This is a genomic window from Ideonella sp. FW305-24 (assembly GCF_058788035.1).
Window position 1 is genome coordinate 90,778 of record NZ_JBYTAI010000014.1, and the last position, 16,004, is coordinate 106,781.

Here is a 16,004-nt window from a genome sequence, read left to right on the forward strand (position 1 = left end):
GTGATTGAGTGAATTCAGGTTTTTTCAGATAACGGCAACTGCAACGCGACGACGAAGGAGGTTCCAATGGCCATCGAGATGATCGAAGAATTTGACCAGGGCACGCAGATCAAGGTGATCGGCGTGGGCGGCGGCGGCGGCAATGCCGTCGAGCACATGATTGCCCAGGGCGTGCAAGGCGTGGAATTCATCTGCGCCAACACCGACGCCCAGGCGCTGAACCGCAGCGCCGCGGCGCAGCTGGTGCAACTGGGCTCGACTGGCCTGGGCGCGGGCTCCAAGCCCGACGTGGGCAAGACTGCGGCCGAAGAAGCCGAGGACCGCATCCGCGTGGCCATCACCGGCGCGCACATGCTGTTCATCACCGCCGGCATGGGCGGCGGCACCGGCACCGGCGCGGCGCCGGTGATCGCCCGTGTGGCCAAGGAAATGGGCATCCTGACGGTGGGTGTGGTCACCAAGCCCTTCGACTTCGAAGGCGGCCGGCGCTGCAAGCAGGCCGATGCCGGCGTGGCCGAGCTGGAAGCCAACGTCGACTCGCTGATCGTGGTGCTCAACGAGAAGCTGCTGGAAGTGCTGGGCGACGACGTCACGCAGGACCAGGCCTTCGCGCATGCCAACGACGTGCTGAAGAACGCGGTCGGTGGCATCAGCGACATCATTCACATCCCCGGCCTGGTCAACGTCGACTTCGAAGACGTGAAGACCGTGATGAGCGAGCCGGGCAAGGCGATGATGGGCACCGCCATTGCCAGCGGCCCGGACCGCGCGACCAAGGCGGCGGAAGCCGCGGTCGCCTGCCCGCTGCTGGAAGGCATCGACCTGTCCGGCGCGCGCGGCGTGCTGGTGCTGATCGCTGCGTCGCGCAACAACTTCAAGCTCTCCGAGAGCAAGAACGCGATGAACGCGATCAAGCGCTACGCCGCCGATGAAGCCCACATCATCTATGGCACCGCCTACGACGAAAGCCTGGGCGACCAGCTGCGCGTCACGGTGATCGCCACCGGCCTGTCCTCGGCCCGCCGCGCGCAGGCGCCGCTGACGGTGGTGCAGACCCAGCCGGTGCTGCGCACCGGGACCGACAACCTGCCGCTGCTGAACACGCCGATGCAGGCCGGCATGGCCGGTGCGGCGCATGGCATGAGCCACGGTGCAGCGCCCGCGCCCGCGGCGCACGACTACGGCCACCTGGCCACGCCCAGCGTCTGGCGCACTGGCCGCACGCAGGCAGCAGCCAAGGTCGAGGCGCTGAGCTCGAACGGCATGGACGAAATCGAAATCCCGGCCTTCCTGCGCAAGCAGGCCGATTGAATGGGGCACCCGGCTCGGAGGGTACGCCGAGCCACCCTCCGGGAGGGTCGCGGGGCCGCTTGGGAGCGGCCCGGCGCTGGCCCTGCCGGAGGGGGACACCGCGGCTGCGCGGTGGTGTTGTCGTTGTAGAAGTTGCGGTGATGTTTCGGGGCGCTTGGACGCCCCGTTTTTCGTGCGGTCTGCACAGGCCTGGGTCGGAAACTGTCCCTTGAAGCAGTGACGAAGGCGCAGGGCACCGGCACGCCGTCGGCGAGTCCCTACACTGCGCACCATGACTGCATTGACTGTCGTGATCGTTGAGGACGATGAACGCTTCCGCGCCGCGTTCAGCGCAATGGTGGCCCAGGCGCCTGACATGCTGCTGGCCGGCACCGCTGCCGACCTGCCGCAGGGCCTGCAGCTGCTGCAAAGCGTGCGCCCGGACGTGTTGCTGGTCGACCTGGGCCTGCCCAGCGGCAGCGGCATCGAGTTGATCCGCTTCGCGCACGACCACCTGCCGCAGACCGATGTGATGGTCGTCACGGTGTTCGGCGACGAACCGCATGTGATGGCCTCGCTGGAAGCCGGGGCGACCGGCTATCTGCTGAAGGACAGCCGGGCCGAGGACCTGGTCGAGCAGATCCGCGCGCTGCGTGCCGGCGGCAGCCCCATCAGCCCGGTGATCGCGCGCCAGCTGCTGCTGCGCCTGGCGCCCGAGCCGCAGCCCACCGCGGCCGACGACGCCTTGCTGTCGCCGCAGGAGCGGCAGGTGCTGACACTCAGCGCCAAGGGCTTCAATTTCGAAGAGATCGCCCGCATGCTGAATGTTTCGCGGCACACGGTGATGACTTACGTCAAGCGCAGCTATCGCAAGCTGCAGGTGCATTCCAAGACCGAGGCGATCTACGAGGCCCGCAAGCTGGGCCTGGTGCGTGACTGACAGCGCACTGCCGGCGCCGCCCGCCTTGGGGCGACGCCGGGCCTGGTGGGCCGTGGTCGGGATGATCGCGGTGCTGCTCTTGCTCGGCGGTGCGGTGGCGCTGCTGGTGATGGCGGTGGGCGCCGCGCCGTCGCCAGGCCCGCTGCGCGATGCGATGCAGGACAAGGCGCTGCTTCACCGTGAAGCCTTGCCGGCCGACCTGCCTGCCGATTTGCCCGAGGCCCAGTTCGAAGGGCGCGAGCGGTTGCTGCTGCAAAGCCTGCCGTCGCCAGACGCCGCCGGCTGGCAGCCCGCCAGCCTGCCGGCGCTCAAGCAGGCGCCGCTGGGCGATTCGGTTGCGGGCGGCAGCCTGTCGGTCTGGTGGTACAGGGTGCAGGTGGTCGTGCCGGCCCTGCCTGCGGACGGCACCGGCTCGCGCACGCCGATGGTGCTCTATGTGCCGCGCGTCTCGGGTGGCGCGGTGCTGCTGGCGCAATATGGCGGCGAGCTGGGCGGCGAGACCGTCAGCGCCGCGCCGCGCTGGCAGTTGCGTTGGGACGGCAGTGCCGGCTGGCGCGAGCAGTGGAACCGGCCGATCTGGGTCGACCTGGGCGCCCAGGCGCCAGGTACGCGATTGACGCTGGCGCTGGGTATCGTGCGGGCGCCGGAGCGCTCGCACCGGCTCAGCCGGCTCTACGTCGGTCCGCGCGAGCTGCTGACCCGGCGCCTGGAGCTGCGGTTGCTGTTGCAGCAGGCCGCGCCGCAGGTGGCCAGCCTGACCTTCCTTGCGCTCGGCTTGGTGGCGTTGATCTACTGGCTGGGCCGGCGCGGCAACCGGCCTTACCTGTTGTTCGCACTGACCTCGGTGGCCTGGACACTGCGCAACCTGCACTACTACGTGCAGTTCCCCACGAGTGACACCAGCCTGGAGTGGTTCTGGTGGATGAGCAACGCATCGCTGTCGTGGGTCATGGTGCTGATGTACATGTTCGCGATCCGCTTCGACCGGCGGCGCCACCGTGGCCTGGAGCGCGCGCTGGTGGCCTTCGTGGTCATTGCCACCTTGCTGGCCATGCCCGGCTCGCCGCTGCGGGCGGTGTCGCAGGTCCACCTGGTCAATGCGGTGGTGGCGCTGGGCGTGGGCCTGACCATGGGCTGGCTGGCCTGGCACGACGGTGGGCGGGACTTCCGGCTGATCACGCTGGCGCTGTGGGTGACGAATGTGTTCGGCCTGCATGACCTGCTGCTGGTCTCGGGCGCGATCACGCCGGAATCGGTCTACCTGCTGCCGTTTGCGATGCTGCTGATGTTCCTGGCCTTCCTGCATGCGGCGCAGCACCGCTACTCGATGGCGATGGACCAGGTGGCCCAGGCCAACACCATGCTGGAGCAGCAGCTGGCCACGCGCGAGGCCGAGCTGCGCACCAACCACGAGAAGCTGCGGGCGGTCGAGCGCGAGCAGGCGCTGCTGCTGGAGCGCCAGCGCCTGATGCGCGACATGCACGACGGACTGGGCTCGACATTGATGTCCTCGCTGGTGCTGGTCGAGCAGGGCCGGCTGGAGGCGCCGGCGGTGGCCCTGCTGCTGCGCGAGTGCGTGGACGACCTGCGGCTGGTGATCGACTCGCTGGAGCCGATTGGCCACGACCTGATCACCTTGCTGGCGTTGCTGCGCCACCGCCTGGGCCGCCGGCTGGAAGCGGCCGGGCTGCAGCTGGCCTGGGAGGTGGACGACCTGCCGCCGCTGAACTGGCTGTACCCGCCGGATGCGCTGCAGATCCTGCGCGCGGTGCAGGAAGTGCTGACCAATGTGCTCAAGCACGCTGGGGCCCAGCACATCCGCATTGCCACGCTGCAGCTGGGCGACAGGGTGGAGGTGCTGATCGAGGACGACGGCTGCGGTTTCGACACCGAAGAAGCGCCGCGCGGCCGTGGCCTGCGCCACCTGGCCCAGCGCGCCGCCAGGCTGGGCGGCGAGGTGCACATCGACAGCGCACCGGGCCGCGGCACCCGTGTCAGGCTGCACCTTCCTTTACAGCGGGATTTGGCCGCTTGACGGACAATCCAGGGCTGCGCCGCAGTCCGCGATGCACCTTGCCAAGCCCGTCGCCATGCTCAAGCAACGCACCCTGAAGTCCCTCACCCGCGCCGTTGGCGTCGGGCTGCACAGCGGCCAGAAGGTCGAGCTGACGCTTAGGCCGGCGGCGCCCAACACCGGCATCGTCTTTCGCCGGGTCGACCTGCCGCAGCCGGTCGACATCCCCGTGCGGCCCAGCTCGGTCAGCGACACCCGCATGGCCTCGACCATCTCGCCCGGCGGTGATCCGGGCGCGCCCAAGGTCCAGACCATCGAGCACCTGATGTCGGCCTGCGCCGGCCTGGGGCTGGACAATCTTTATGTCGACATCACGGCCGACGAGGTGCCCATCCTCGACGGCTCTTCGGCCGCGTTTGTGTTCCTGTTGCAGAGCGCCGGCATCGAACTGCAGAACGCGCCCAAGCGCTTCCTGAAGGTCAGGAAGGCGGTGGAGATCCGCGAAGGCGAGGGCGCGCGGCTGATGTGGGCCCGGCTGGAGCCGTACCACGGCTTCAAGCTGACCTTCGAGATCGATTTTGGCCACCCTGCGGTGGATGCCACCGGCCAGCAGGTCAGCTTCGACATGGGCTCGGGCCGCTACAAGCAGGAAATCGCCCGCGCCCGCACCTTCGGCTTCACCAAGGATGTGGAGGCCATGCGGGCACGCGGCCTGACGCTGGGCGGCAGCATGGACAACGCCATCGTCATCGACGACTACCGGGTGCTGAACAGCGACGGCCTGCGCTATGACGACGAATTCGCCAAGCACAAGATCCTGGATGCGATTGGCGACCTGTACGTGGCCGGCGCACCGCTGCTGGCGGCCTACACCTCGTTCCGCGGCGGCCATGCGCTGAACAACAAGCTGCTGCGCAAACTGCTGGCCGACGAGACGGCGTTTGAGTACGTCAGCTTCGAGGACGAAACCCGGGCGCCGGCAGGCTTTGCCCAGCTTGCTCCAGCCTGGTAGTCAAGAAAAGATGCTGCTTTTCCGTCTGATCGTCGGCCTGCTGCTGGTCGCTGGCCTGTTGTGCTTCGCCGTCTTCGTTGCCACCGGCCGCCCGATCTGGCGTCGGCGGTCCATCCTCATCATCAAGTGGACGCTGGTGGCGCTGCTGGGTTTTGCGGCAGTGCTGGTGCTGGAGCGGATGACGGTGCTGCTGTAGCCGGCAGCGCAAGGCCGGACAGGAACTGCTGCACCGACGCGTCGCCGACCTCGATCAGCGCAAACGCCGCCGGGTTGCGCGTCCACTGGCGCAGCAGGCCGTCCATCAGGGCCAGCAAGCCCAGCGCGATGGTGCGGGTGTCCAGCGGCGTCTTGATCTGGCCCTTGGCCATGCCGCGTTGCAAGGTGGCTTCGAGCCGGTCCAGGAAGGCATTGAGGCTGGCTTCCTTGCGCTCGCGCACCGGTGCCATGTCCTCGGCGTTGTACTCGGTGGCGTGCATCGCGATCGTGAAGACGCGGCGGCCGTGCTCGTCATGCACGACGGCGTGCAGCGGCATCAGGACCATGCCCCGCAGCTCGCTGACGGTGTCGCCGACGCGCAAGCCCATGGCCACCGCCCAGGGCATCTCCAGCGGCGTTTCCCAGGGCAGGGTCACACGCTCCATCATCGCGCTGAAGAGCTCGGCCTTGTCCTTGAAGTGCCAGTAGATCGCGCCGCGGGTCACGCCAGCGGCCGCCGCCACGTCCTGCAAGGAGGTGCGGGCCACGCCGCGGTCCTGAAACACTTGCTCGGCAGCATCCAGGATCTGATTGCGGGTGATCTGCGCGTCTGCCTTGGTGCGCCGTACCATGTTTGAAAGACCCCGTATAAACCCGGTGATTGGACATACATTCTAGTTTGTATGTAAACTCGTTTCACTCTATTTCAGACAAATCCCTTCCATTGGCGTTGCCAGCTGGTGGAGGGGATTTGCTTGCGTTCATCCAGAAGGACTTTCATGGCCCACACGCCCTCCGCTTCTCTCGATGAGGTTTCGTCTCCGTGCACGCTGAGCAAGGCCTGGCGCTTGGCACCCCAGGCCGCGTGGCCGTTGGTGTCGTTGGGCTCCACTGCGCTGGTGCTGCTGTCGCTGGCAGCCTGCGGTCAAAGCGGTGATGCGGCCCATGCCGGCGGCCAGATGCCGCCGCCGCAAGTGGGTGTGATCACCGTGCAGCCGGCCTCGATCGAACTCGCGACCGAGTTGCCAGGTCGGCTGGAGGCGGTGCGCACCGCCCAGGTCCGTGCGCGAGTCACAGGGGTGGTGCAGAAGCGGCTGTTCACCGAAGGCAGCGTGGTCAAGGCTGGCCAGAGCCTGTTTGCGATCGATGCCGCGCCTTACCGCGCCCAGCTGGACAGCGCTGCCGCAACGCAGGCCCGTGCCGACGCTGCGCTGGCCAACGCCCAGGCCACCTACGACCGCTACAAGCCGCTGGCCGACGCCCGCGCCATCAGCCAGCAGGACTGGGTTGCTGCGCAGGCAGCGCAGAAGCAGGCCGTTGCCGACGTGGCCGCCGCCAAGGCCGGCGTGACGCAGGCCAGGCTGAATGTGGACTACGCTGCGGTGATCTCGCCCATCACCGGCCGCATCGGCCGCGCCGAGGTCACCGAAGGCGCGCTGGTCAGCGCCACCGAAGCCACGCTGCTGGCCACGGTGCAGCAGATCGACTCGCTCTACGTCAACTTCACCCAGTCGGCCACCGAGGCGCTGCGCCTGAAGCGGGCGATGGAAGCCGGCAAGCTGCAGTCCAGCAGCAGCACCAAGATCAAGGTGCTGCTGGACGACGGCAGCGAGTATCCGCTGCCGGGCAAGCTGCTGTTCAGCGACCTGACGGTGGACCCGACCTCCGGCCAGGTCACGCTGCGCGCCGAGCTGCCCAATCCCAAGGGTGAGCTGCTGCCAGGCTTGTATGTGAAAGTCCGCATCGAGCAGGCGCGCAGCGACGCCGCCATCCTGGTGCCGCAGCAGGCGGTGACCCGCGGCACTGCCGGCGACACCGTGCTGGTGGTCAATGCCGAGAAGCAGACCGAGCCGCGCCCGGTGCAGCTGAGCGGCACGCATGGCAACCAGTGGGTGGTGCTGAGCGGCCTGAAGGCTGGTGAGCAAGTCGTCGTTGACGGCTTCCAGAAGATCCGCCCCAAGACACCCGTGAGCCCCGTGCCTTGGACGCCAGCGGGCGCAGCCTCCGGCGCCCCGGCGGCACCAGCGGCATCCGGTGCCGCGCCGGCCGCCTCGGCTGCAAGCCATTGAGCGGAGTGCCCAGCGCATGAATTCCCGCTTCTTCATCGACCGACCCATCTTCGCGTGGGTCCTCGCCTTGTTCATCGTGGTCATCGGCGCGGCAGCCATCACCCGGCTGCCGGTCGCCCAGTACCCCACGGTGGCCCCTCCGTCCATCGTCATTTCGGCCGCCTATCCCGGCGCTTCGGCCCAGGTGCTGGAAGACAGCGTGCTGACCGTCATCGAGCAGGAGCTCAATGGCGCGCCGGGCATGATTTACATGGAGTCCAGCGCTGAAGCCACCGGCGCCGGCACCATCACCGTCACCTTCGAGCCGGGCACGGACGTGTCCATTGCCCAGATCGAAGTGCAGAACCGCCTGAGCCGCGCCACGCCGCGTCTGCCCAGCGCGGTCACGCAGCAGGGCGTGCGCGTCGACAAGGCGCGCTCGAACTTCCTGCTGTTCGTGATGCTGACGTCCAAGAACCCGGCCTATGACCCGGTGGCGCTGGGCGATTACGCGGCCCGCAACATCGTGCCCGAGCTGCTGCGGGTGCAGGGCGTCGGCCAGGCCCAGCTGTTCGGCACCGAGCGTGCAATGCGCGTGTGGATCGACCCGGCCAAGCTGGTCGGCTTCGGCCTGTCGGCGGCGGATGTCAACAACGCGATCCGCGCGCAGAACCTGCAGGTTTCGGCCGGCAGCATCGGCGCCTTGCCGACCGTGGCGGACCAGACACTGTTCGCGTCCATCAACGTCAACGGCCAGCTGGCTTCCATCGAGCAGTTCGGCCAGATCATGCTGCGCGCCAACGCCGACGGTTCGACCGTGCGCCTGAAGGACGTGGCGCGCATGGAACTGGGCGGCCAGAGCTATGCCAGCTCCTCGCGCCTGAATGGCGTGACGGCGACCGGCGTCGGCATCCAGCAGTCGCCGGGCGGCAACGCGCTGGCCACGGCCACCGCGATCAAGGCCCGCATGGTCGAGCTGCAGAAGTTCATGCCCGAAGGCGTGAGCTACGACGTGCCGTACGACAGCTCGAAGTTCGTCAAGATCTCGATCGAGGAAGTGGTCAAGACGCTGGCCGAAGCCATCGTGCTGGTGTTCATCGTGATGCTGGTGTTCCTGCAGAACATCCGCTACACCATCATTCCGACCATCGTCGTGCCGGTGGCCCTGACCGGCACCTTCGCGGTGATGCTGGCGCTGGGCTTCTCGATCAACGTGCTGACGCTGTTCGGCATGGTGCTGGCCATCGGCATCCTGGTCGACGATGCGATCGTGGTCGTCGAGAACGTCGAGCGGCTGATGGCCGAGGAAGGCCTGTCGCCGCGTGACGCGACGGTCAAAGCCATGGGCCAGATCACCGGCGCCATCATCGGCATCACCGTGGTGCTGGTCTCGGTCTTCGTGCCGATGGCCTTCTTCAGTGGCTCGGTGGGCAACATCTACCGCCAGTTCTCGCTGGCGATGGTGGCGTCCATCCTGTTCTCGGCGACGATGGCGCTGACCCTGACGCCAGCGCTGTGTGCCACGCTGCTCAAGCCGGTGCCGCACGACCACCACGAGAAGAAGGGCTTCTTCGGCTGGTTCAACCGTGGCTTCAAGCGCACCACCAAAAACTACGAGTCGCTGGTTGCGCGCATCCTGCCGCGCGCAGGCCGCTTCCTGGTCATCTATGCGGTGATCCTTGGTGCCGTGGGCCTGATGTACACCCGCCTGCCCACGTCCTTCCTGCCCAATGAAGACCAGGGCTACCTGATCGTCAACGTGCAGCTGCCGCCCGGCGCGGCGCTGTCGCGCACCGAGGCGGTGATGAAGCAGGTCGAAGGATTCTTCCTGTCTCAGCCCGAAGTGGACAAGGTCGTGGGCGTGCTGGGCTTCAGCTTCTCGGGTTCCGGCCAGAACGCTGCGCTGGCTTTCGTGCCGCTCAAGCCCTGGGACGAACGCAAGGGCAAGGAGCACAGCGCGCAGGCGCTGGCTGGCCGTGCCTTCGGTGCGCTGATGGGCATCCGTGATGCGTTCATCTTCCCGCTGTCGCCGCCGGCCATCCCTGAACTTGGCACCGCGACCGGCTTCAGCTTCCGGCTGCAGGACCGCACCGGCCAGGGCCACACGGCGCTGCTGAACGCTCGCAACCAGTTGCTGGGCATGGCCTCGCAGAACAAGATCCTGGCGGGCGTGCGGCCAGACGGCCTGGAAGACGCGCCGCAGCTGCAGCTTGACGTGGACCGCGAACGCGCCGCGGCGCTGGGCGTGACCTTCGACAGCATCAGCACCGTGCTGTCGACCGCGCTGGGCTCCAGCTATGTGAACGACTTCCCGAACGCCGGCCGGCTGCAACGCGTGGTGGTGCAGGCCGAGGCCAGCGCGCGCATGACGCCGGAAGACGTGCTCAAGCTCTACGTGCCCAACAGCAAGGGCCAGCAAGTCCCGCTGTCCGCGTTCACGTCGACCCGCTGGGTCAACGGCCCGATCCAGACCGTGCGCTACAACGGCTACCCGGCGATGAAGATCAGTGGTGACGCGGCACCGGGTTATTCCACCGGTGCGGCGATGGACGAGATGGAAAAGCTCGCGGGCCAGTTGCCGGCCGGCTTCGGCTTCGAGTGGACCGGCCAGTCGCGCGAAGAAAAGCTCTCGGGTTCGCAGGCCACCATCCTGCTGGCGTTCTCGATGCTGGCGGTTTTCCTGTGCCTGTCGGCGCTGTACGAAAGCTGGAGCATTCCAGTGGCCGTGCTGCTGGTCGTGCCGCTGGGCGTGCTGGGCTCGCTGTCGGGTGTGTGGTTGCGCGACATGCCCAATGACGTGTACTTCAAGGTCGGCCTGATCACCATCATCGGGCTGTCGGCGAAAAACGCGATCCTGATCATCGAGTTCGCCAAGGACCTGCAGGCCGAGGGCAAGAGCCTGCTGGCGGCCACGCTGGAGGCCTGCCATTTGCGCTTCCGTCCGATCATCATGACCTCGTTCGCCTTCATCCTCGGCGTGCTGCCACTGGCGATTGCCAGCGGTGCCGGCTCGGCCAGCCAGCGTGCCATCGGCACCGGCGTGATCGGCGGCATGATCACCGCCACGGTGCTCGCTGTGCTGCTGGTGCCGGTGTTCTTCGTCGTCGTGCGCCGCATCTTCAAGGGCGGCCATGAACTGCGCCACCATGGCGCCGTCATCTCGAGTTCGCACGCCGACCCCGCGGCCGTTGCCGCGATCACCGACAAGCAGGAGGGCCGTTGATGCGCCGCCATCGTTTCGCCTTTTCCGCGCTGCCGCTGGTCGCGAGCCTCTTGCTGGCCGGCTGCATCAACCTGACCCCCGAGCTGCAGCGTCCGGCGCTGCCGGTGCCGGCCACGCTGCCCGGCGGGGCGGATCCGTCTGCCCCGCTGGCGCTGCCGGCCTGGCATGACCTGGTGCGCGACGACCGGCTGCGCCAGGTCGTCGAGCGCGCGCTGGCCGCCAACCGAGACCTGCGCGTGGCGATGCTGCAGGTCGAGCGCAGCCGCGCCCAGCTGCGCATCACCGACGCCGACTTCCTGCCCACCGTCAGCGGCGCGCTGCAGTACGAGCGTGCGCCCAACAGCAGCGGCGTGCAGGCCACCACGGTGACCGGCGGCCTGGCCGTCAGCAGCTACGAGCTTGACCTGTTCGGCCGCATCCGCAGCAACTCCGACGCCGCCAACGCGACGCTGCTGGCTACCGAAGCCGGTGGCCGCGCGGCCCGGCTGTCGCTGGTCACGCAGGTCATCAGTGCCTGGCTCACGCTGGCTGCCGACGAAGAGCAGCTCACGCTGGCACGCCAGACCCTGGCATCGCGCGAGGACACGCTGAAGCTGACCAGCCTGCGGGCCCAGGTTGGCGCCGCTTCGGACCTGGACCTGCGCGCCGCCCAGTCGCTGGCCGCCCAGGCCAAGGCCACGCTGGCCCAGTACCAGCGCCTGCGCAACCAGGACGAGACCGCGCTGAACCTGGCCGTGGGCGCCGCGCTGCCGGCCAACCTGCTGCCCGGCCCGGCACCACTGTCCACCGCCGCGACCGTGGCCAACACCGCGACCCTGGCCACCGGCGAGTGGCTGGCGGACGTGCCGGGCGCCGCGTCGTCCGAGTTGCTGCTGGCCCGGCCGGACCTGATCCAGGCCGAGCAGGCGCTGCGCTCGGCCAACGCCAACATCGGCGCGGCGCGTGCCGCCTACTTCCCGAAGATCCTGCTCAGCGGCAGTTTCGGGGGCGTCAGCGACTCACTGTCCAACCTGTTCGACAGCGCCACCAAGGCCTGGACCTTCACCGCGCAGGCGGCGCTGACGCTGTTCGATGCCGGCCGCAACCAGGCCAACGTCAAGGTTGCCGAGGTGAACCGCGACATTGCGGTGGCGCAGTACGAGAAGGCGGTTCAGACCGCGTTCAAGGAAGCTGCCGACGCGCTGAACGGCCAGAGCGAATGGCACCGACAGGTTGAAGCCCAGCAACTCTTCCTGGACGCCGAGCGCGAACGCACCCGGCTGACCAGGATGAAGCTGGACGCCGGCGCTGCCAGCCTGCTGGAACTGCAGGACGCCGAGCGCACACGCGCCGCGGCCGAGCAGGCGCTGGTGCAGTACCGGCTGTCCGAGCTACTGAACCGCGTGGCGCTGTACAAGGCGCTGGGTGGCGAGGAGCGGGCCAGCGAGCAGACGGCTTCGGCCGCGAAGTAAAGCCAGGCGCCCGGTGGCGCCGCATGAAAAACCCCGGCAGGTGCAGCTCACCTGGCCGGGTTTTCTTTTTGCGGTTCGGAAACCTCAGTACAGGTGCTGGGCCAGGAAGGCCAGGCTGCGCCCGTAGGCCAGCGTGGCGCTGCGCGGGTGGTAGCTGCCGCGGGCCCAGCAGTTGAAGCCGTGGCCGGCGCCGGGGTAGACGTGGAACTCGGTGCCCTTGTGGTCGGCCATGGCGCCGCGCACCTGCTCCACCGCGCTGAGCGGAATGTGGTCGTCCTGCTCACCGTAGTGGAACTGCATGGGGCAGCGCACCTGCGGCGCCAGCGCGAGCTGGTTCTGGATGCCGCCGCCGTAGTAGGCGACCGCCGCGTCGACCGGCATCATCGCCGCGGCGCTGAAGGCCAGCCGGCCGCCCATGCAATAGCCGATCGCGCCGACCTTGCCGCTGCACTCGGCGCGGCCCTTCAGCACGCCCAGCGTGGCCTTCATGTCGCCCAGCACCTGGTCAGACTTGACGGTGCCCATCAGCTCGTAGGCGCGCTTGGCGTCGTCTCCGTCATAGCCCAGCTCGACGCGTGGCGCGTGGCGCCAGAACAGGTCCGGCGCCAGCACCACGAAGCCGTCCTGCGCGTACTGCTCGGCCACGCTGCGGATGTGCGGGTTCACGCCGAAGATCTCCTGCAGCAACAAGAGGCCCGGGCCACTGCCGCCGGGTGGCAGTGCCAGGTAGGCGCCGAAGCGGCCGTCCGGGCTGTCGACGTCCAGCCATTCGGTGGTGATGGGATGAGGCATCGAAAATCCTATAGGGTATTGGGTATGTGATCCCGCCTGCACATCAGCCAAGCTGCTGTCCAAAGAAGCGCAGGGTGCGGTCCCATGCCAGTTGGGCCCAGGCGGCGTCGTATTGGGTCATGGCGATTCGGCCGGGGCCTACGGCGGTCTCGTTGGCGAAGGCGTGCTGCGCCAGGTAGCGGTAGCCTTCGTATGGCACCTGGGCCTCTTTCAGCTTGGCCTCCAGGGCGTCGACGCCGCTCAGCGCGAAGGCCTGGTCCTGGGTGGCCCAGTGGGCCATCAAGGGGCGAGCGCCGATCTTGCTGGCGTCGATGAATTCCAGCGGCGGATAGCCGTACCAGACCACGGCCGCATCCGCCTCGGGTGCCATCACCATGGACAGCAGGCTCAGCGCACCGCCCATGCAGTAGCCGGTGACCCCGACCTTGCCGCTGCCCAGGCCCTGGGCCTTGAGGTGTTGCACCGCACCGCGCACGTCGTTCGCTGCCGCGTCGCCGAAGTCCAGCCCGGTCATCAAGTGGTGGGCCTCTTCCTGCTCCACGGTGCTTTTTCCCTTGTAGAGATCGGGCACCAGCGCAGTGAAGCCGGCAGCGGCCAGCCTGTCGGCCACGCCGCGGATCTGGTCGTTGATGCCCCACCACTCCTGGATCACCACCACCGAGGCCACGGGCTCTGGCGCTTCGGCGCAATAGGCCTTGGCGCTGCGGCCATCGGCGCGCTTGAATTCGATGAGGTGTCCCATATGGAGTGTCCCGTTCGGAGGAGCAATTGACCTGACGTTAAGCGTAACTCAATGCCATTTGATGCCTTGCGCAGGGGTTGGGCCAGCCACGGCGCCAAGGCCGGGGTGGCATGTCGCGTCCCGCCGATTGTGTGCAAAACCGCCCGGCCGTGTCGCCTATTCAGGGTCGGCCCCGTTGTTGCTGACCCGCGCCCATCCCACAATGTTTTGACCAAGCCTGAAGCCAGGTGCGAGGGGGGACTCACCGATGAAGGACGATGATCGACCGCTGATGGCCGAACTCCTGGGCGTGGACGCGCCCTGGAAAGTGATGGATGTGCAGCGCAGCAGCGGCACGCAAACCGTCACCGTTCACATCGAGCGGCCACCGCCTCACCCGGGGCTGTTTAGCCGGCGCGCCGTGGTCCCCGTGCGGCGGCAGTTGCGCTGGGAGCATGTGACCCTGGCCGGATGGCGCTGCCGCGTGCAGGTGGGCTTGCGTGATGGCGACGCCCTGCCTGCCACCGCCTGGACGGGTGAAGAAGCGCCCGGCTACACGCGCGGCCTGCAGCGCCTCATCATGGACTTGCTGCTGGCCGGCGCCACCACCGAGCAGCTTTCGGTGTTGTTGAAGCTGCCCTTTGCGGACCTGTGGCGCCACAAGTTTCGGCTGGACCAGGGCCGCAACACGACTGCGCTGCCCGCGCCTTCCGGCCTGCCGGCGGAAGGTTCGCCGCTGTGGCCTGCGCTGCTGATGGGCCGCGTGTCCCTGGATGTGAAGGCCCTGGGCCTGAGGCTGCTGCTGGCCAAGCTGCAGCGCGAGGCGGCGCTGCATGGCGACGCGGACCTGCACCGCCAGGCTGCGCAGGAACTGCATCGCTATTTCCTGCGCAGCCAGGCCGTGTTGCGCCATGAGATCGCGCAGCTGCCCGGTCTGACGGCGCAGGTCCCGGCGGCGATGGAGCGCGCGGTGGCCGCGCCAGTGGCCCGGGCGGCGGCCGTGTCAGCCGCCGGCATGCGTTCTTCCGCCGCGCAGGGCTTCGAGCTGCCGGACGCCACCGATCCTTTGTGGCTGGCGCTGCTGGAGGGGGAGTGCTCGCTCGATGTACGGGCCCTGGGCCTGCGCCTGCTGCTGACCCAACTGCGCTCGCAGATCCGCGTCATCGAGGACAGCGATGTGCGCATGCTCAAGCTCGTCGAGATCCATCGTTACTTCTCACGCCACCAAGGCGCGCTGGGCTACGAGATTTCCCAACTGCGCAACTGGCGCGCCCACTGAAGAATCGGCCCGGCATGAGCACCAAGACGAGCTTGCAACACCGCCTGATGAGCCTGGCGCAGGCCACAGAGCTGATCCGGGCCGGACGCCCCTGCTGCATGGCAGCAGACGAAGCGCTGCTGCGGCACCTGCCGCGCGGCCCCTGGATAGGCGGCACGATTCCCTACTTCATGGCCGAGCGCGGCACCACCACGCGAGACGCACTTTTCGTCACCGAGCTGCCCATCGCCGGCAGCGGCCCGCGCATCATGCGCTACGACCGCAAAAGCCTGGAGCGGGTCTGCACGGACGGGCCCGAGCATGGCTTCACGCTCATCGTGATGCCGGCCTTCAGCAGCGCCCACGAGGCCTTTGCACAGGAGGCGCCGGGCTACGCCGAGATGTACCTGCGCCCGCTGGTGGGCTGGGTCTCGGGCGTGCATCTGGATGACCTGGGCCGGGTCAAGCCCCTGGTCTTCGACGGCAGCACCGGACTGGCGCTGGAGGATGGCGCGGTGGCCATGCATGTGCCAGTGCCCGCTGACAAGATGGTGCATGTGGACATCGTCAACCCCGTCTCGCCCGAAACCGGGCCGGCCATCGAGTTCACGCAGGGCGGGTTTTCAGCAGGCGATTGCCGCATCGATGGCCGCAGCCACAACCTGCACGACTGGATGGTCGAGCGCCGCTTCAACACCCAGCTGCCCTTGGTGGCCGACTACTGCGGCGCGCTGGTGAACGTGTGCATCAAGAAGCTCGATGCCCAGTCCCGGCGAGTGGAGTTTTATGCGCCGGTCTTTCCCGGCACGGTCTACCGGCCGGCGCGGCCTGTGGGCAACTATGTGAGCGCGTTTGCCTCGGCACTGGCCAGCCACCAGATCCCGGGCGAACAGGTGTTCAGCTGCAATTGCGTGCTGAACTATGCCTACGGCGGCCTGGAGGGGCAGACCGTCAGCGTGCAGGGCCCGGCCACCTTCGGCGAGATTGCCTACCAACTGCTCAACCAGACCCTGGTCTACCTCTCTCTGGTGGACGAAGGGCAGTAGACCCTTCCCCCGTT

At 67.9% G+C, this 16,004-nt stretch carries 13 protein-coding genes; 10 read left to right on the top strand and 3 right to left on the bottom strand.

What is annotated here, in order from left to right:
• Window positions 1–66: 66 nt before the first annotated feature.
• From ftsZ to AC3WR5_RS27390, 5 genes are all read left to right on the top strand, one after another.
• Window positions 67–1,311, top strand: coding sequence for a cell division protein FtsZ (gene ftsZ, locus AC3WR5_RS27370; protein ID WP_141288465.1), 1,245 nt, complete (start codon window positions 67–69; stop codon window positions 1,309–1,311).
• A gap of 271 nt (window positions 1,312–1,582) precedes the next feature.
• On the top strand, window positions 1,583–2,230 hold the full coding sequence (locus AC3WR5_RS27375) for a response regulator transcription factor (RefSeq protein ID WP_325655110.1): 648 nt from the start codon (window positions 1,583–1,585) through the stop codon (window positions 2,228–2,230).
• Window positions 2,223–4,265 carry a sensor histidine kinase gene (locus AC3WR5_RS27380; RefSeq protein WP_492488629.1) on the top strand — a complete coding sequence of 681 codons (2,043 nt, stop codon included), beginning with the start codon at window positions 2,223–2,225 and terminating at the stop codon, window positions 4,263–4,265. Before AC3WR5_RS27375 ends, AC3WR5_RS27380 begins: the two co-directional genes overlap by 8 nt.
• Before the next feature lie 55 nt (window positions 4,266–4,320).
• The gene (gene lpxC / locus AC3WR5_RS27385) at window positions 4,321–5,256 is read left to right on the top strand and encodes a UDP-3-O-acyl-N-acetylglucosamine deacetylase (protein WP_492488631.1); all 936 of its coding nucleotides are present in this window, start codon (window positions 4,321–4,323) and stop codon (window positions 5,254–5,256) included.
• A 10-nt stretch (window positions 5,257–5,266) separates the two neighbouring features.
• Complete coding sequence (locus AC3WR5_RS27390; RefSeq protein WP_141289794.1) at window positions 5,267–5,452, top strand: hypothetical protein; 186 nt, start codon at window positions 5,267–5,269, stop codon at window positions 5,450–5,452.
• On the opposite strand, the gene AC3WR5_RS27395 is transcribed toward AC3WR5_RS27390, so the two are convergent.
• On the bottom strand, window positions 5,379–6,083 hold the full coding sequence (locus AC3WR5_RS27395) for a TetR family transcriptional regulator (protein WP_492488633.1): 705 nt from the start codon (window positions 6,081–6,083) through the stop codon (window positions 5,379–5,381). The two genes, AC3WR5_RS27390 and AC3WR5_RS27395, sit on opposite strands and share 74 nt — an antisense overlap.
• Before the next feature lie 147 nt (window positions 6,084–6,230).
• Here AC3WR5_RS27395 and AC3WR5_RS27400 point away from each other — a divergent pair, with 147 nt between their 5' ends.
• Genes AC3WR5_RS27400 through AC3WR5_RS27410 form a run of 3 tightly spaced genes read left to right on the top strand, consistent with a single transcriptional unit; the run spans window position 6,231 to window position 12,173 of the window.
• Window positions 6,231–7,520, top strand: coding sequence for an efflux RND transporter periplasmic adaptor subunit (locus AC3WR5_RS27400; protein ID WP_492488634.1), 1,290 nt, complete (start codon window positions 6,231–6,233; stop codon window positions 7,518–7,520).
• A 16-nt stretch (window positions 7,521–7,536) separates the two neighbouring features.
• Window positions 7,537–10,722: an efflux RND transporter permease subunit gene (locus tag AC3WR5_RS27405; RefSeq protein WP_141290382.1), complete on the top strand. Its 3,186-nt coding sequence runs from the start codon at window positions 7,537–7,539 to the stop codon at window positions 10,720–10,722.
• Window positions 10,722–12,173 carry an efflux transporter outer membrane subunit gene (locus AC3WR5_RS27410; protein ID WP_231012622.1) on the top strand — a complete coding sequence of 484 codons (1,452 nt, stop codon included), beginning with the start codon at window positions 10,722–10,724 and terminating at the stop codon, window positions 12,171–12,173. Before AC3WR5_RS27405 ends, AC3WR5_RS27410 begins: the two co-directional genes overlap by 1 nt.
• Before the next feature lie 84 nt (window positions 12,174–12,257).
• Here the strand turns inward: AC3WR5_RS27410 and AC3WR5_RS27415 are convergent, their stop codons facing one another.
• Together AC3WR5_RS27415 and AC3WR5_RS27420 are read right to left on the bottom strand one after the other, a co-directional pair.
• Window positions 12,258–12,965 (bottom strand): dienelactone hydrolase family protein, encoded by a 708-nt coding sequence (locus tag AC3WR5_RS27415; protein WP_492488636.1) that lies wholly within the window; start codon window positions 12,963–12,965, stop codon window positions 12,258–12,260.
• 43 nt (window positions 12,966–13,008) lie between these two features.
• Window positions 13,009–13,707, bottom strand: a complete 699-nt coding sequence (locus AC3WR5_RS27420; protein WP_141290663.1) for a dienelactone hydrolase family protein — start codon at window positions 13,705–13,707, stop codon at window positions 13,009–13,011.
• A gap of 247 nt (window positions 13,708–13,954) precedes the next feature.
• On the opposite strand from AC3WR5_RS27420, the gene AC3WR5_RS27425 reads away from it, so the two are divergent.
• Window positions 13,955–14,965, top strand: coding sequence for a hypothetical protein (locus tag AC3WR5_RS27425; protein ID WP_231012624.1), 1,011 nt, complete (start codon window positions 13,955–13,957; stop codon window positions 14,963–14,965).
• 14 nt (window positions 14,966–14,979) lie between these two features.
• Window positions 14,980–15,990 carry a DUF6976 family protein gene (locus tag AC3WR5_RS27430; RefSeq protein ID WP_492488637.1) on the top strand — a complete coding sequence of 337 codons (1,011 nt, stop codon included), beginning with the start codon at window positions 14,980–14,982 and terminating at the stop codon, window positions 15,988–15,990.
• The last annotated feature ends 14 nt before the right edge of the window (window positions 15,991–16,004 follow it).

Bases quoted from the DNA above. Each gene is read 5' to 3' on its own strand.
- ftsZ (WP_141288465.1), top strand. From the start codon at position 67: ATGGCCATCGAGATGATCGAAGAATTTGACCAGGGCACGCAGATCAAG.
- AC3WR5_RS27375 (WP_325655110.1), top strand. From the start codon at position 1,583: ATGACTGCATTGACTGTCGTGATCGTTGAGGACGATGAACGCTTCCGC.
- lpxC (WP_492488631.1), top strand. From the start codon at position 4,321: ATGCTCAAGCAACGCACCCTGAAGTCCCTCACCCGCGCCGTTGGCGTC.
- AC3WR5_RS27390 (WP_141289794.1), top strand. From the start codon at position 5,267: ATGCTGCTTTTCCGTCTGATCGTCGGCCTGCTGCTGGTCGCTGGCCTG.
- AC3WR5_RS27395 (WP_492488633.1), bottom strand. From the start codon at position 6,083: ATGGTACGGCGCACCAAGGCAGACGCGCAGATCACCCGCAATCAGATC.
- AC3WR5_RS27400 (WP_492488634.1), top strand. From the start codon at position 6,231: ATGGCCCACACGCCCTCCGCTTCTCTCGATGAGGTTTCGTCTCCGTGC.
- AC3WR5_RS27405 (WP_141290382.1), top strand. From the start codon at position 7,537: ATGAATTCCCGCTTCTTCATCGACCGACCCATCTTCGCGTGGGTCCTC.
- AC3WR5_RS27410 (WP_231012622.1), top strand. From the start codon at position 10,722: ATGCGCCGCCATCGTTTCGCCTTTTCCGCGCTGCCGCTGGTCGCGAGC.
- AC3WR5_RS27415 (WP_492488636.1), bottom strand. From the start codon at position 12,965: ATGCCTCATCCCATCACCACCGAATGGCTGGACGTCGACAGCCCGGAC.
- AC3WR5_RS27420 (WP_141290663.1), bottom strand. From the start codon at position 13,707: ATGGGACACCTCATCGAATTCAAGCGCGCCGATGGCCGCAGCGCCAAG.
- AC3WR5_RS27425 (WP_231012624.1), top strand. From the start codon at position 13,955: ATGAAGGACGATGATCGACCGCTGATGGCCGAACTCCTGGGCGTGGAC.
- AC3WR5_RS27430 (WP_492488637.1), top strand. From the start codon at position 14,980: ATGAGCACCAAGACGAGCTTGCAACACCGCCTGATGAGCCTGGCGCAG.